The sequence below is a fragment of the Micromonospora sp. L5 genome, from assembly GCF_000177655.2.
Taxonomy (GTDB): Bacteria; Actinomycetota; Actinomycetes; order Mycobacteriales; family Micromonosporaceae; genus Micromonospora; species Micromonospora aurantiaca.
In genome coordinates this window covers 4,890,750-4,905,851 of sequence record NC_014815.1, presented here as the reverse complement: position 1 = coordinate 4,905,851, position 15,102 = coordinate 4,890,750, and the positions used below count along the sequence as shown (strand labels likewise).

13 protein-coding genes are annotated in these 15,102 nt (G+C 74.2%); 12 read left to right on the top strand and 1 reads right to left on the bottom strand.

The genetic code is table 11. The features are described from left to right. Positions 1 to 117 precede the first annotated feature (117 nt). Positions 118 to 1,050: a hypothetical protein gene (locus ML5_RS22740; RefSeq protein WP_013476331.1), complete on the top strand. Its 933-nt coding sequence runs from the start codon at positions 118 to 120 to the stop codon at positions 1,048 to 1,050. Beyond that, positions 1,047 to 1,946, top strand: a complete 900-nt coding sequence (locus ML5_RS22735) for a GlcNAc-transferase family protein (RefSeq protein ID WP_013286998.1) — start codon at positions 1,047 to 1,049, stop codon at positions 1,944 to 1,946. The genes ML5_RS22740 and ML5_RS22735 overlap by 4 nt, the downstream gene beginning before the upstream one ends. Here ML5_RS22735 and ML5_RS22730 read toward each other — a convergent pair whose 3' ends face one another. Continuing rightward, positions 1,947 to 3,944, bottom strand: a complete 1,998-nt coding sequence (locus ML5_RS22730) for a S8 family serine peptidase (protein WP_013476330.1) — start codon at positions 3,942 to 3,944, stop codon at positions 1,947 to 1,949. It lies immediately after the preceding gene. 998 nt (positions 3,945 to 4,942) lie between these two features. Between ML5_RS22730 and ML5_RS22725 the strand changes: the two genes are divergently transcribed. Genes ML5_RS22725 through ML5_RS22680 form a run of 10 tightly spaced genes read left to right on the top strand, consistent with a single transcriptional unit; the run spans position 4,943 to position 15,090 of the window. Next, positions 4,943 to 5,218 carry an acyl carrier protein gene (locus ML5_RS22725; protein ID WP_013476329.1) on the top strand — a complete coding sequence of 92 codons (276 nt, stop codon included), beginning with the start codon at positions 4,943 to 4,945 and terminating at the stop codon, positions 5,216 to 5,218. Between the two features lie 3 nt (positions 5,219 to 5,221). Next, the gene (locus ML5_RS22720; protein WP_013476328.1) at positions 5,222 to 6,097 is read left to right on the top strand and encodes a hypothetical protein; all 876 of its coding nucleotides are present in this window, start codon (positions 5,222 to 5,224) and stop codon (positions 6,095 to 6,097) included. Beyond that, positions 6,094 to 6,780 carry a hypothetical protein gene (locus tag ML5_RS22715; RefSeq protein ID WP_013476327.1) on the top strand — a complete coding sequence of 229 codons (687 nt, stop codon included), beginning with the start codon at positions 6,094 to 6,096 and terminating at the stop codon, positions 6,778 to 6,780. The genes ML5_RS22720 and ML5_RS22715 overlap by 4 nt, the downstream gene beginning before the upstream one ends. Next, a complete protein-coding gene (locus ML5_RS22710) occupies positions 6,768 to 7,859 on the top strand; it encodes an acyl-CoA dehydrogenase family protein (protein ID WP_013476326.1) in 1,092 nt (363 codons plus the stop codon). The genes ML5_RS22715 and ML5_RS22710 overlap by 13 nt, the downstream gene beginning before the upstream one ends. Next, positions 7,856 to 9,217 (top strand): MATE family efflux transporter, encoded by a 1,362-nt coding sequence (locus tag ML5_RS22705; protein ID WP_013476325.1) that lies wholly within the window; start codon positions 7,856 to 7,858, stop codon positions 9,215 to 9,217. The genes ML5_RS22710 and ML5_RS22705 overlap by 4 nt, the downstream gene beginning before the upstream one ends. Before the next feature lie 10 nt (positions 9,218 to 9,227). Beyond that, a complete protein-coding gene (locus tag ML5_RS22700; RefSeq protein ID WP_013476324.1) occupies positions 9,228 to 10,766 on the top strand; it encodes a class I adenylate-forming enzyme family protein in 1,539 nt (512 codons plus the stop codon). After that, complete coding sequence (locus tag ML5_RS22695; protein ID WP_013287006.1) at positions 10,760 to 11,701, top strand: ketoacyl-ACP synthase III family protein; 942 nt, start codon at positions 10,760 to 10,762, stop codon at positions 11,699 to 11,701. The genes ML5_RS22700 and ML5_RS22695 overlap by 7 nt, the downstream gene beginning before the upstream one ends. Continuing rightward, entirely contained in the window at positions 11,698 to 13,203 is a 1,506-nt protein-coding gene (locus tag ML5_RS22690) for an AMP-binding protein (RefSeq protein ID WP_013476323.1), read from the top strand. The genes ML5_RS22695 and ML5_RS22690 overlap by 4 nt, the downstream gene beginning before the upstream one ends. After that, positions 13,200 to 14,177 carry a transglutaminase domain-containing protein gene (locus tag ML5_RS22685; RefSeq protein WP_013476322.1) on the top strand — a complete coding sequence of 326 codons (978 nt, stop codon included), beginning with the start codon at positions 13,200 to 13,202 and terminating at the stop codon, positions 14,175 to 14,177. Before ML5_RS22690 ends, ML5_RS22685 begins: the two co-directional genes overlap by 4 nt. Next, positions 14,164 to 15,090, top strand: coding sequence for a 3-oxoacyl-[acyl-carrier-protein] synthase III C-terminal domain-containing protein (locus ML5_RS22680; protein WP_013476321.1), 927 nt, complete (start codon positions 14,164 to 14,166; stop codon positions 15,088 to 15,090). Before ML5_RS22685 ends, ML5_RS22680 begins: the two co-directional genes overlap by 14 nt. Positions 15,091 to 15,102: the final 12 nt, after the last annotated feature.

Below are 15,102 nucleotides of genomic sequence, written 5' to 3'. Positions count from 1 at the left end.
GAACGCCTCGGGTCGCGGTGTCCTTCGGGCACGAGCCCCGGCACTGCGCGGCGCTCCCGTCGGCCGCCGTGGTCGAATGCGCCGACGCCCGCCGACGAGGACGCGAGGAGGCCGGGAATGACGGACCAGGACGAGCTGCACATCGCGCTGCTGCACCTCGGTGGCCGGGTGCCGGACGCGATGCTCGCCGAGGCGCGGCTGCGGCTCGCCGACACCGGCACGGTGTCTCTCCCGGAGCCGCCCGGACCGGTCGACCTGCCGTTCACGTTCGCGTCGGCCGTACCGAATCCGCGTGTCTTCGGTGGCCGGGTGCCGCCACTGGCCGACCTCACCGGCCGCGACGGCCTGATGGACGACACCGACCGGGTCGCGGTCGCGGCGGCCCGGCAGCAGCCCGGCGCGGTGGCGCTGTGGCGCGGATGGCGGATCGCCCCGGAGTGGGCGGCCTCGGTGATCCCGCCCGCGCCGGTCTACGTGCTGGAGACGAACGGGCCGCAGGCCGCGACGGCGGCGACAGTGATGCGGGAACTCGCCGGGGCCGGGATCTCGGCCCCGCTGGTCGAGGTGTACCGCCCCGGCGACAAGCTCCCGCCGTACGCGGCCGCGGCCCGCCGGTCCGGCGCGCTGCTCTGGGCCGGCCGGGACACCGAACCGCTGCGGATCGCCCGCGTCTTCGACGAGGTGGACGACGACGGTGCTCGCTTCGCGCCGGACCGGGAGCGGCTGTCCGGCACCGACCTCGAACGGGCGGCGGCGTACCTCGACGCGGGCACGCCGGTGCTCGCCACCACCGCACGCGGGCCCGACGTGGTGGAGCCCGGACGCGGCCGGGTCGTGCCGATGACCTACCGCACCGACGGGCGCTGGCTCTGGCCCGAGTCCGTCGCCTACTACCTCCAGGCGTACGGGCTGGCGCCGGAGCCGGACCTCCTGGCCCACATCCGGTCACGTGGTGACCGGCTCCCGGTCACCGACCCCGCCGACGAGCACCGCGCGCTGGCGCTGCTGTTCCAGTCGTACGCCCTCGTCCCGGCGGAGGCGGACGCGTGACGATCTTCGTGGCGGTCGCGTCGTACCGGGACCGGGAACTGGTGCCGACGGTGCTGGACTGCCTGGCCAAGGCGGCGCACCCGGAGGACGTCCGCATCGGGGTGTGCTGGCAGCACCTCGGCGACGAGGACATCTCCGCCATCCGGGACCTGCCGCAGGTGGACGTGCAGGAGTACGACGCCCGGGACAGCCGCGGCGCCTGCTGGGCCCGGGACAAGACGTTCCAGCAATACCGCGGCGAGGACTGGCTGTTGCAGGTGGACAGCCACACCCGGTTCGCGCCGGGCTGGGACGTGCGGATGATCCGGATGGCGCGGGAGACGGGTGCGGCGAAGCCGGTCCTGACCGCGTACCCGGCGAGCTACGAGCCCGATCAGGAGTTCACCGGCGCGGGCGCGCCCGCCGAGATCGTCGTCAGCGACTGGACGACGTTCGGCGTACCGGTCTTCGGTCAGCGCCTGATCGAGGGGGCCGCGCCCGGCGTACCGCCCAAGCCGGCGCTGTTCCTGGCCGCCGGGTTCCTCTTCGCGCCCGGCTCGTTCGTCGCCGAGGTGCCCTACGACCCGGGCATCTACTTCCACGGCGAGGAGATCACCCTGGCCCTGCGCGCCTACACGTGGGGCTACGACCTGTTCCACCCCACCGAGGTGCTGACCTGGCACTACTACATCCGGCAGGACCGGCCGCGGCACTGGAGCGACCACGTCGAGCAGGACTGGTCCCGCTACGAGGAGCTGAGCCGTCGCCGGGTGCTCTACATGCTGCACACCCCGCCGGTCGACCGGCTCGGCATCGGGCCGGTACGCACCCTGGAGCAGTTCGTGGCGCACACCGGCTGCAACTTCACCCGGCGCACCTGGACCGACATGCTGGCCCAGGAACTCGTGCTGCTCTGATCAGCTGCCCCGCGCCGGCTCCCCGGCGCCGCTCGACCAGCGGGTCTCGGCGATGGCGGTGGCGAGCCGGTCCAGTTCCGGATGCTGCTGCGCGTACGACGTGACGTGTTCGGCCAGCTCGTGCTGGGACTGCCACCGGACCTTCCCGGCGCGCACCAGCGCCCGGTCCAGCGCGAGCGGGTCGCCGCGCAGGTGACGCCGGACGTCGACCAGGACGCCGGTGAGCGACTGCTCCTGCTCGTCGGTGCCGGGCAGCGCCGTCACCATCGCCGGCAGCGCTGCCACCGTCTCGTCGTCCATGCCCGGCACCAGGCCGATGAGCGCCTTCTCGCGCGCCTCCGGCCGGGTCTCCGCCAGGTACGCCATGCCCGCCTCGTCGGCGGCCAGGTGCCGCAGCGCGGGGTCGCGGCTCAGCTCCGCGACCGCCGCCGTCACGTCCGGCCCGGCGACGGCCGGATCGGTCGGGGGCGGGGCGGCGACGACCGGATCGGTCCGCGTCGCGGCGGCGTCCGCCGTGACGGTGGGGACGGACGGGGCTGCCGTCCCGGTCCCGGCGGGTGCCGCCTCCGGCCGCCCGGCACCCGTCCGCGCCGACCTGCGGGCGCGCAGGCCCAGCAGGAGGGCGGCGAGCGCCGCCGGCCCGGCGAGCGCCAGCAACGCCGCCCGGCGGCCGATCCCGGTGGAGCCGGACGCCTGCGCGGCCGCCTGTGCCCGGGGCGCCTCCTCGGGCAGCACGGCGGTGACGGAGGCGGTCAGGTCGATCTCCGGCGCGACGCCGCCGGTGGTCTTCGCGGTCTTCAGCACCCGGTTGCGGACCTGCGCCGGGTCGAGATCCGGGTACGCCGACCGGATCAGCGCCGCCTGCCCCGCCACGTACGCGACGGCGAGGTGGGTGCCGGCGCCGTTCACCGGTCGCGCGCCGGTGATGCCGAGGCTGGTCACGTCGATGCCGGGTGCGACCACGTCCACGCCGCCGGACCGGTAGCTGTCGGCCGTACCCCCGTCCGGCCCGATCCCGCCGACGCGCAGCACCGCGTCGTTCAGTGGCACGTCCGGGTCCGGTGGCGCCGACTCAGCGGCGGCGCCCACCACGACCACCACGCCGTCGTCGACCGCCTCGTTGACGGCGGACACCACCTCGGCCTGGCCGAGGTCCACCTGCGGCCCAAGCGCGACGACGGAGGCGCCGGAGCCGACCGCCGCCCGGATGCCCGCCACGCTCGCCGCGGTCGAGGCACCGGGTGTCCGGCCGGCTACCCGGACCGGCATGACCGCCGCGTCCGGCGCGATGCCGGCCACCGCCGACCCCTGCACCGGCTGCGCCACGATCAGCGCGGCCATCGCCGTACCGGTGCCGAGACAGTCGGTGTCACCGCGAGCGCCGCCGGTCGCCCGGTCGACACCCGTCGTCACCCGGCCGGCGAGCGGGGGCAGGCCGCCGGCGACGCCGGAGTCGACGACGGCCACGAGCTGGTCCCGGCCCCGGCTGTGCGGCCACGCCTGGTCGGCGGCGACGCGCGGACCCGCCCACTGTGACCGGGCGCGCGACGTCGCGGCGGTGCGGCACCCCTTCGGCGGGCGGACGGCCGCGTCGCCGTCGGCGGCGGGCTGCCGTCCGGCCGGCGTGGACGCGCCGGGCGCCGGCTTCGCGGCCGGCGGGACACCCCGGCGGACCTCGCTGCCGTACGCGTCCCACGGCAGCACCAGCACCCAGCCGGCCCGGAGCCGGGAACCGTCGGTGAGGGTGGTGCCGTCCGGCTGGATCCGCCCGGCGTTGAGCGCGAACAGCTCGGCCGCCCGCGCGCCGTCGCCCAGGAACCGCTCCGCGATCTCGGTGAGGTTCTCCGGCTCGCCCTGGTGGGCCGCCTCGACCGTGTAGTACTTGACGTGGTCGCCCTCGGCGCGGGCGGCCGGCGCGAGCGGCGTCAGCGCGAGCACCGCCGACGCGACGACGGCGGCGAGCGCGGCCCGGGCGGCTGCCGGTGCGGTCCGGGTCATCCGCGACCACCTCGGCTGCCGGCGCCGGTCACGGGTGTGGTCCCGGACGTTGCGTGGTGCCGCGAACGCCGGGCGTCCGAACCATCCGTCATCGATCCACTCTTGAACCCGGTCGAGAAGACTGTCCTTACCAGACGGGCAGGCTAGCATCGCGGATCTCCGATGCACGAAGGGCCGCCGGAGGGTCCGGACGCGGCATCACCGCGACCCGCTTCGGCGAACGCCGGCGAGAGGCGGCCGCCTCGGGTGCCGCGCCGTTGTGGAATTCCCACCGCGACACATTCTCGTAAACGCGTGATGACGCGTGATCGGAAGGCGGTCAATTCGGTTTCCGACAGCCGGACCGAAGAGACCACTCCGAATCATCCTTTCGATGCCGGCGATTCGCCGAGAACTCATCCGCAAGCGGAGTGACAGCCGCCGGACAGCCGCCGGAAGGACGGTTGGCGAGTTGCGTCACACGGCATCACTGCGGGAAACGACTGTCGGCTACCGGGTAGCGCCACACGCCCTCATGGAGTAATCGCCACGAGCACGCGCCGGCCGGGCGGAGACATCCCGCGACCACCCGTCCGGCCCGGGTGAGCGGCGCCTCCGGCCCGGTCCGACCCGGCAAGGTGGACAGATAGCGCGGATCCGGGTACGGACGGCCAGGTCCGACATCGCCGATCCGGACCGGGTCGGCCGGGAACACCGGAAAGGCGAGCCGGCCGCGTCCGCACGAATCGCCGCGGTGCCGCATTTCCGACTGACACGCTCAGTCGTACTGCCGTCACCCGCCGAGTCGGAAAAGCATTGACACCCCCGATCGCGGTTCGGCAAAGTTCCTTCCGCCGACCGCAACCGGAGGACACTTTCCGGCGGCTTATCGCGATCCCCGAAATCCTTTCCGCACCGATCACCATCGCCGGCGGACAACCGTGCGCCCACCCGGGCGATTCCCAGCCCGCTCGCGGGCCGGTTCCGGCCGCCTCCGACCCGAACGAAGGAGCATTTCCGTGCCCATCCAGGAATCCGAGCTCATCGACACCGTCAAGCGCGTGCTCGCCGACGTGACGCACGACGACGCCGTCCTCGACATGGATCTCGACACCCAGCTCCGCGAGGACCTCGGGATCGACTCGATGACGTCGTTGACGTTCCTCATGGCGCTGGAGGACGCGGTCGACGGGTTCTTCGTGGACGCGACGACGCTGGAGGCCGAGCACTTCCAGACCATCGGCAGCATCTACGAGTACGTCCGGACGCAGCTGAGCACCGCGAAGATCGCCTGACCGATGACCGGCCTCTACGTACAGGCGGCGCACCACGCGGTGCTGCCCACCCGTGACGACCGGCACCCACCCCGGCCGCGCTTCGTCGAGTACCAGGCGGACCTGCACCGGATGGCCGGCGTGGTCCTCGACGAGGCCACACTCACCCGGGGCGACCAGTACACCTTCGTCGACCTGGCCGACGCGCTGGCCGACCGCACCGGACCCGGTCTCTTCCGCGACCTCGGTGTGCTCGTCACCAGCTACTGGACGCCGGAGTTCGACCCGGACGTGTCCGCGTTCGGCCCGTACCTGCACCACCGGCACCGCCTCGACTGCACCTCGTTCGACCTGGTCGACCAGGGCAGCATCTCCCCGGCGCTCGCGTTGCTGGTGCTCTGCGACTTCCTGCGGGCCGGTCCGGCGGACCACGACGGCCTGCTGCTCAGCGTCGAGCAGACCACAGTCCCGGCCCCGGTGGGCGCCCACTTCCCCGGCCCGAGCCGGTCCACCGCCGGGGCAGTGCGGATCGGCCGCCGCCCGGCCGGAACGGAGATCCTGACCGTCACGGCGCTCGGCGAGCCGGCGGTGCTGGGCGACGACGGGGACCTGTCCCGCCTGGTCGCGCGCTGGTGCGCGGAGTACGACGTGGACCCGGCGGAGCTGACCGTGCGGGTCAACCGGGCCACGTTCCTCTACCGGCGGTGGGCCTACGCGTACGGGCCGGACTCCTGGCCGTGCCGGGTCGAGTTCCTGCCGCCGGAGCGCACCTGCACCGGGCTGTTCCGCTGGCTCGGCGCCGAGTCCACCACCCCGGCCGGCGGTTACGTCGCCTACGTCGAGGAGGACGTGGAGAGCCTGTCCGCCGCCGTGGTGCTGACCCGGGCGGTGACGCCGTGACGAACGTGCTGCGACTGCCCACCCGGCCCGCCGGGCCCGCCGCCGACCCGGTCGCGGTCCGGTTCACAGTCGGCGCCGCCGCTGCCCGGGCCCGCGAGACCGGCGCGCTGCCGGCCGGATCCGGCCAGGCCGCCGGGTACGCCGGGCTGGTGCTCGCCGACCGCGACGCGGCGCCGGTGGAGGCGTTCGACCTCACCACGGGCGCCGTCCTCGGGGCGGAACGGCTCACCGTCGTACCCCATGAGCTGCTGACCCGCGCGGGCCTGGTGGTGCTGCGGTACCGGGCGGCCGGCGGACCGGCCGACGCACCGGCCCTGCGGCTGTTCCGGCAGGCCCTCGCCGACGCCGAGCGGGATGCGCTCGGCGAGGCGGTCCGCTGGTGCCGGCGGTTCCTCGCCGGCCGGCGTTCGGCCGGTCAGCGGCTCAGTGCCCACCCGGTGGTGGCCCACCAGATGGCCGGGCTGGTGGCCCGGGCCGCCGCCCTGCGCCAGGCCGACGCGGCCGCCGCGCTCGCCGAACCGGCGGGCCGGGCCTGGTGGGTCCGGGAGGTCGACGGGCTGGCCCACGACCTGATCCGGATGGCCGGCGGCCGGTCCGTCCTCGCCGGGCAGATGGCGCAGATGCGCACCGCCCTGCTCTACGCCAACCGGATCTACCTGGACGGTGCCCCGTGTTCCGACTGAATCCCGACCGCTTCGCCGCCCGTTACGGGCCGGAGTGGCTGGCCGCGGCCACCTGGTACCGCGAGAACTCGCCAGCCGTGCCGGACGATCCCGACCTGGTGCTGCGGCACCTCGACCACCCGGCGGTCGCGCAGAAGATCGAGGCCGAGTTCGCGGCGGACACCCGCCGGCGGGCCGCGATGTTCGAGGCGCTCAGCTACGGCAGCGCGAGTTTCCTGCTCACCACCCCGGGCCCGTCGCTGTCCGGTGTGCTGCTGGACGCGCTGGGCACACCGCGGCAGCGGGCCTGGTTCCGGGAGCTGGTGTCCACCACCCGGTGCCGCACGTTCTTCGCGGTCACCGAGCCCGGACGCGGCTCCGACGCCGCCCACCTGGACACCACGCTGCGCGACGGCCGACTGACCGGCGAGAAGCTGCTGTTCGGCAACGGGGCGGTGGCGCCCGTCGGCACCGTCCTCGCGCGCACCGGCGACGGTCCGCTGGACCTGGTGGCGGTGCTGATGACGCCGGAGCTGATCGAGTCCGGCGCGGTACGACGACGCGTGCTCCCGATGTTCGCCCTGCCCGGCGCGCAACTGTCCGAGCTGCGCGTCGACGGACTGCGGGTGCCGCCGGAGGCGGTGCTCGGCAGCCACCTGAAGGCCACCGAGCGCGGCATGATGGGCATGCTCAAGACGTTCCACCGCTTCCGGCCCGGGGTGGCGGCGATGGCTCTCGGCCACGCCCAGGCCCTCGTCGACTACGTCCGGGACCACGTCGGCGCCGCCCGCCCGGAGCTGGACCGGTTCGACCAGATGCTGGAGCGGTCGCGCGAGCTGAACGCCGCCGCCGCCCGCGAGGTCGACGAGGAGCCGCTGCGCGGCGCGCTGGTGTCGCTGGCGAAGCAGCGGGCCACTGCGGCGGCCGAGGAGGTGGCCGCGGTCCTCGCCCGGGAGCTGCCGGTGGCGGCGCTCGTCGACCACCCGTGGCTCGCCCGGTCCCTGACCGACGTGGTCGCGTACGAGTTCATGGAGGGCACCACGCCCATCCAGCTCGCCAACGTGCACGCCGGCTATCTGCGCCGGGAGGTGCCGGTATGACAGCCGTCGACCAGTCGCGCCCGGCCGGGGACAGCGCCGCGCCGCCGGTGCTCGGGCCGGTGCTGGCGATCGCGCTGCCGGTGCTGCTCGCGTCGCTGGCGAGCCTGGTGGCGCCGCTGCTGAACACCGCCGTGATCGGCCGGCACGATCCGGCCTACCTGTACCCGCTGGCGCTGGTGCTGCCGATGATCCTGCTGCAGAACTCGGTGAACGAGAGTCTGCGTGTCGCGTCGGTGGCGTTCGCCGCCCAGGCGTCGGGCAGCGGCGACCTCGACACGTACGCGCGGCGGCAGCGGACCGTGCTCGTGCTCGGCGTGGCGGTCAACCTCGGCGTGGCGCTGCTGTTCCTGGTGGCGCACCCGCTCTTCCTCGACCTGTACGCGGTGCCCGCCGGTTCGCGCACCCTGGTGTACGCGTTCGTCCAGCTCAACACGCTCACCGGCGCGGTGCTGGCGGTGAGCGTGGCGCTGATGTCGAGCCTCTACGGGCTGCGGCAGGTACGCGCGGTGACCGTCGGCACGCTGGTGAGCCTCGGCTCCGGAGTGGTGCTCACCGCCGCGCTCGTCGGCTGGCTCGGCGTGTTCGCCCTGCCGGCGGCCACCGCCACCACCGCGACCGCCACAGCGGTCTGGGCGTCCCGCCGCCTGGCCCTCTGCGGGGTGCGGCCCTGGGCCCGGATCGGGCTGCGCGCACCGGTCCGCCGGTCCTGGCGGGAGGTCTGCCGGATCAGCGTGCCGGTGAGCCTGGGCTACCTGCTGCTGTTCGGCAGCGGGCTGGTGCTGACCCGGATCCTCGCCGGCTACTCCCCGCTGACAGTGGCCGGGTACGGCGTGGCGTACCGGGTGCAGAACCTCGTGCTGCTGCCGGCCATCGCACTCGGTGTGGGCGCCGGCATCACCGTCAACCGGCTCGCCGCGCAGCGCCGGGGCGGGCGGGTCGGACCGTCGGTCGTCGCCGCGGTCGGGCTGTCGGCGGCGGTGTTCGCGGTCGTGGCCGCCCTGGTCTGGCTGCTCCGCGGGCCCGGGACCGGGCTGCTCACCGGCGATCCGGCGGTGGCCCGGGCCGCCGCCGACTACCTCGGCTACCTGGCGCCGGCCTATCTGGTCGCCGGTCCGCTGCTCACCCTGTCGATCTTCCTGGAGGAGACCGGGAACGGGGTCCGGGCGCTGGTCGTGAACGCCACGCTCACAGTCGTCCAGCTCGCCCTGGCCGCCGGGCTGGCCCGCGCCGGGCATCCGGTGTCCCACGTCTACCTCGCGCTGGCCGTGGCCCACCTGCCGGCCGTCGGCTTCGTCGTCCACGAACTGCTCCGCGCCCGCCGCCTCGGTGGGCAGGTCAGCGCCATTCCCACGAGCTGAAGGAAACACGATGCACCGAACCCTGTACGACGTCCTCACGGCCACAGTGGACAGCCATCCCGACAAGCTCGCCCTGATCGCGGGACCGCACCGGCTGACCTACCGCGACCTGGCGGCACGCGTGGCCGGCCTGGCCGGCCGCCTCCAGGCCGACGGCGTGCGCCCCGGCGACCGGGTGGTGATCTGCGCCGGGAACCGGGTCGAGACGGTGACCGCCTTCTGGGCGGCGCTGGCCGCCGGCGGGGTGGCCGTGGTGGTCGGCCACGAGCAGCGACCCGAACGGGTACGCCACGTGCTGGCCGACTGCGCCGCCACCGTCCTGCTCGCGCTGGAGCCGATGGCGCGCTCCCTGACCGGCCTGGGCCTGCCGGCGTCGGTCCGGGCGGTGCTGCCGGTCGGCGCCGAGGACACCCGCTTCGCCGGTACGCCGGCACCCGTCGACGTGATCAGCGAGGATCTGGCCGCGCTGGTCTACACGTCCGGCTCCACCGGCGACGCCAAGGGCGTGATGCTCAGCCACGCGAACATGCTGACCGCGCTGGACTCGCTCAACGAGTACCTGCGCAACGGCCCGGAGGACGTGTTCCTCTGCGCCCTGCCGCTCGCCTTCGACTACGGGCTCTACCAGATGATCATGGCGTTCTCGCAGGGCGCGACGCTGGTCCTGGAGCGGGACATGAGCCTGCCGTTGCAGGTCGTCAAGGACATCGCCCGCTACCGCTGCACAGTCGTGCCCGGCGTGCCGGTGCTGTTCGAGCTGGTCGAGCAGTTCAGCCGCTTCGGCATGCCGGACGTGAGCAGCGTCCGCTGCCTGACCAACACCGGCGCCGCGCTGCTGCCCCGGCACATCGCCGCGATCCGCCGGCTGTTCCCCGGCGCGGACATCTACTCGATGTACGGCGTCACCGAGTGCAAGCGCTGCACCTACCTTCCGCCGGAGCTGCTCGACGCCAAGCCGGGCAGCGTCGGGCAGGCCATCCCGAACACCCAGATCCTGGTGGTCGACGAGCAGGACCGGCCCTGCCCGCCGTACCAGGTGGGGCAGCTCGTGGTGCGCGGCGGCACGGTGATGCAGGGCTACTGGGGACTGCCGGACGAGACCGCCCGCAAGATCCGTGAGCACCCGGTACGCGGCGGCCGCTGCCTCTACACCGGCGACTACGGCTACCTCGACGAGGACGGTCACTTCTTCTTCAAGGGCCGGATCGACGAGGTGATCAAGGTCCGGGGGCGCAAACTGATCCCCCGCGACGTCGAGGAGGTCCTGCGGTCCGCGCCGGGCGTCGCCGAGGCGAGCGTGGTCTGCACCGCCCTCGACGACGGCGACCACGACATCGCCGCCTTCGTCGCCGCCGACCCGGCCGCCGTCGACGCGTCCGCGCTGCGTGCGGCCTGCCGGTCCGGCCTGGAGACCTGGCAGCGGCCCACCCGGTACGAGGTGCTCGCCACGCTGCCGCGCAACAGCAACGGCAAGGTGGACAAGCCCGAGCTGCTGCGCCGGTACCCGGTGCCCACTGCGGCCCTGGCACCGGCCGGTGCGCCGTGCTGAACCTGACCGCCGTGCAGGCCGTCGTGCCGGACGACCGGCCCAGCCTCTTCGCCCTCGCCGGCCGGTACGACATGCCGCGCGCCGAGCTGGCCGTGTTCCACCGGATCTACGGCCTCGACCGGGTACCGGTGTGGTCCGGCGACACCGCCGCCCTGGTCGAGGAGACGGTGGCGAACCTGCTCAAGGAGTCGGGTGTGGACTCCGGCCGGGTCCGCTGGCTGGTGCACGCCCACACCGGCACCCACCAGGACGTGGTGGGCCGCGCCGGCCTGGCCCGGATCTGCCGCCGGCTCGGGCTGGACCGGGCGCAGTCGTTCGGCATGACCACCAACAACTGCGCGTCGACGGTGTCCGCCATGCGGGTGGTCGACCGGCTGCTGGCCCGGGGGTCGGCCACCGACGTGGCGATCGTGGTGACAGCCGACGTCGCGTTCACCCCGATCATGCAGGTGATCCCGAACAGCTCGGTCACCGGCGACGCCGGGGTCGCCTGCCTGTTCAGCCGCCGCGACGCCGGTCACCGCGTCCTGGCCGCCCGGATCGACACGTACGGCCGGCACGCCGCCTGCCAGTGGCAGGACGAGGCGGCCAACGCCGAGTTCGAGGCCGAGTACCCGGCGCGGCTCGCCGACGTGATGCGCCGTGCGCTCGACGACGCCGGGCTGACCTGGCCGGACATCCGCATGGTGCTGCCGCACAACGTCAACACGTTCTCCTGGAAGCAGGTCGCGGCGCGCGCCGGCATTCCGTTCGAGTCGGTCTACCTGGACCAGGTGCCGCACACGGCGCACTGCTTCGGCGCCGACATCTTCCTCAACCTCGCCGCCGCCGACCGCGCGGGCCTGCTGCGGCCCGGTGACCGGCTGATGCTCGCCACGGTCGGGCTCGGCGCGGTCTTCGCCGCCGTGGTGCTGGAATACGGGAGTCACACATGACCATCGGATACCGCGCCGAGCTGCGCGACCGGCTGCTGGCCGCCGCCCGGCGGCACCCGGAGCGTACGGCGCTCTGGGTCGACGACCGCGCGTACACGTACCGGGAGCTGTTCGCCCGCGCCGACACCCTGGCCGGCCGGCTCGACGAGCGGGACGAGCCGTTCTGCCTGGTGTACTGCGGCCGGAACCTGACCCGGTACGTCGCGATCCTGGCGAGCCTGCTGGCCGGCAAGGCGTTCGTGCCGATGTGCCCCACATCGCCGCCCGCCTACTGCGAGAAGGTGCTCAAACGGCTCGACGGACAGGTGGTCGCGGTCCTGGACAGCGGTGACCCGGACCAGGACGACCGGCTGCGGACGATGATGGCGCCGCCGGCGCCGGTGCTCGACCACGGCCCCGGGCCGCGGTGGGAGGGCGAGCCCCGGCGGCCGCAGGGCGGCGCGTACCTGATGTTCACCTCCGGCAGCACCGGGGTGCCCAAGGCCGTCCTGGTCACACTGGACAACCTCACCGCGTACCTGGACGGCGCGATCGAGCTGTTCGGCCCGACCTGCGAGGACCGGTTCGCCCAGGTCAACAACTTCACGTTCGACCTGTCGGTGCACGACATCGCGCTGCCGTGGACCGTCGGCGCGGCCGTGTACGCGCTGCCCGAACAGGCCGTCTACAAGCTCCCCGCGCTGGTACGGGAGCACGCGCTGACGTTCTGGCTGTCCGTGCCCACCACCGGCGTCAGCCTGCTCGACCTCGGCCTGCTCCGGCCCGGCGCGCTGCCCAGCCTGCGCCGGACGCTGTTCTGCGGGGAACCGCTGCCCCGGCGGCTCGCGCAGGCGTGGCACGCCGCCAACCCGGACGGGGAACTGTTCAACGTGTACGGGCCGACCGAGTGCACGATCGCGGTGACCTCCTTCGGCTGGCGGCCGGACCAGGACCTGCCGGACGTCGTGCCGATCGGATGGCCGTACCCCCGGCAGGAGGTCCGCGTCGTCGGCGCCGACCTGGCCGGGGTGGCCGCCGGGCAGACCGGCGAGTTGCTGCTGCGTGGCAGCCAGCTCGTCCCGGGCTACCACGGCGACCCGGAGCAGACCGCGGCCCGGTTCGTCGAGCTGCCGGACGCGCCCGGACGCTGGTACCGCACCGGCGACCTGGTCGCCCACGACCCGCGCTGGGGGCTGGTGTTCAAGGGCCGCCGCGACGACCAGATGCAGGTCCGCGGGCACCGGGTGGAACGGCTCGAGGTGGAGACCCTGCTGCGGCAGGTGCTCGGCACCGAGGCCGTGGCGGTGGTCGGCTGGCCGATGGCGCCGGGCGGCCTCGTCCAGGGGCTCGTCGCGTTCGTCGCGGACACCGCGACGCCGGTGCCCGAGATGCGCCGCCGGATCAGCCGGGAACTGCCCGAACACCTGTGGCCGAGCCGCATCCACGTCGGTCCGCTGCCGCAGAACCGCAGCCTCAAGGTGGACTACCCGCAGCTGCGGCGCCGGCTCGAGGAGGAATCGTGACCGCCGCCGTGCGGACACCGGCCGCCGGGCTGGACCGGATGCTCGCCACCTACCGCCGGCACACCCCGATGACCGAACCCGGACCGCACGCCGAGGCGCTGCGCCGGCTGCCGGCCGACGTGCCGGCCCTCGTGGAGGTCATCGGCGGCCTCTTCGCCCACTACGAGCTGGACCCGCCCGCGGCCGGCTGGAAGCCCGGACCGGACCGGCTCGCCGAGATCGACCTGCGCACCACCCGGCGGATGCTCGACCGGGTGCTCGCCCTCGACCCGGCGCCGCTGACCCGGGCCCGGCCGCTGCACCGCCGCTGGCTGGGCGTCTGCCGGGACGCGAGCCTGCTGCTCTGCGCCGTGCTGCGGGAGCAGGGGGTGCCGGCCCGGCTGCGGTACGGCACCGCCCACCACCTGTACGTGCCCTACCGGCCGATGCACGACCACGTGGTGGTCGAGTACTGGTCGGCCGGCGAGGGCCGGTGGCGGTACGCCGACGGCCGGATGTACCGGACCGCCCGGGACACCTTCCAACTGCCCGACCACTACCGGGACGACGTTCCGGAGTCGGTGTTCCTCACCGGCGCCCGCGCCTGGCGCCGGGCCCAGGAGGGCGAGCGTGCGGCGCTGCGCCTCAGCGGCCTGATGCTGAACGCCGACGCCGGCCGCTGGCAGGCCCGCAACCTGTTCCTGTACGACCTGGCCGCCCTCGCCGGCTGGGAACCGCTGATGTGGGACGCCTGGGGCTACATCCGCCGGGCCCGCCCGCAGTCCCGCCCACGCGGGTTCCTCCAGTACCGCAAGCTCGGCCGGCTCGCCGCGCTCGACGACCGCGATCCGGAGCAGTGGCGCGAGCTGCTGCGCCGTTACCGGGCCACCCGCCTGGTCCGGGTGCCGGCCCGGGTGCTGTCGTGCAGCCCGGTCAACGGCCGCCGCGTCGTCGCCGCGCCGCCCGCCCGGAGGACACCCGATGATCGCGATTGACGCGGTGGTACGCGTGGAACCGGAACGACGGCTGTCGGTCACCGACGACCACGCGCTGCTCGGCCTCACCTCGGCCCGCGCCCGGGTGTACGGCCGGCTCTACGGCTACGACCGGATCCCGGTGGCCGCCGCCGGGCAGGAGTTCCCGATGCTGCTGGACGCCGTCCGGCGGCTGCTCGACGAGGCGCGCGTGACACCGGACCGCGTGGCGGTGGTGGTGCACGCGCACACCGGCCCGTACATCGGACCGGTGGGCGCCGGCCTGCCCCGGCTGGTCGCCCGGCAGCTCGGCGGCGACGCGCTGTGCTTCGGCACCCAGTCCAACAAGTGCGTCTCCAGCATCAGCGCGCTGGACCTGATGGACCGGCTGCTCGCGGGGCGGCCCGGCGACGCCGTCGGCGTCCTGCTGATCGGCGAGACCGCCGACAGCCCGGATCTGCGGGTGCTGGACACCGGCATCGCCGGGGACGTGGCGTGCGCGGTGCTGCTGCGCCGGAACGGGCCCCGCGACCGGGTGCTCGCCCACGCGGTCGCCACGCACGGCCAGTACGCCGGCGGCATCTACACCGAGCCCGGCGCGCCGAGCCGCCAGGAGTACGAACGCCGCTTCCAGGAGCATCTCGGCGACGTGGTCGACCGGACGCTGCGGCGGGCCGGACGCCGTCCCGACGAGCTGACAGTCCTGTTGCCGCACAACGTCAACGTCAACGTGTGGCGGGCGGCGGCCGGTGTGATCGGCGTACCGGCCGATCGGATCGTGCTCGACAACGTGCCCCGGTACGGCCACTGCTTCGGCGCCGACATCTTCCTGAACCTGGACACCGTCCGGCCCCGGCTGCGCCCGGGTGACCTGGCCCTGATGGCGTCCGTCGGGGTCGGCGGCACGTTCGGCGCCGTCCTGCTCGAACACTGACCCGCGAGGAGA

What these genes read in the sequence shown, in the direction of transcription:
- ML5_RS22690 (WP_013476323.1), top strand. Translation starts at nt 11,698, where the DNA reads ATGACCATCGGATACCGCGCCGAGCTGCGCGACCGGCTGCTGGCCGCC.
- ML5_RS22700 (WP_013476324.1), top strand. Translation starts at nt 9,228, where the DNA reads ATGCACCGAACCCTGTACGACGTCCTCACGGCCACAGTGGACAGCCAT.
- ML5_RS22705 (WP_013476325.1), top strand. Translation starts at nt 7,856, where the DNA reads ATGACAGCCGTCGACCAGTCGCGCCCGGCCGGGGACAGCGCCGCGCCG.
- ML5_RS22730 (WP_013476330.1), bottom strand. Translation starts at nt 3,944, where the DNA reads ATGACCCGGACCGCACCGGCAGCCGCCCGGGCCGCGCTCGCCGCCGTC.
- ML5_RS22680 (WP_013476321.1), top strand. Translation starts at nt 14,164, where the DNA reads ATGATCGCGATTGACGCGGTGGTACGCGTGGAACCGGAACGACGGCTG.
- ML5_RS22720 (WP_013476328.1), top strand. Translation starts at nt 5,222, where the DNA reads ATGACCGGCCTCTACGTACAGGCGGCGCACCACGCGGTGCTGCCCACC.
- ML5_RS22740 (WP_013476331.1), top strand. Translation starts at nt 118, where the DNA reads ATGACGGACCAGGACGAGCTGCACATCGCGCTGCTGCACCTCGGTGGC.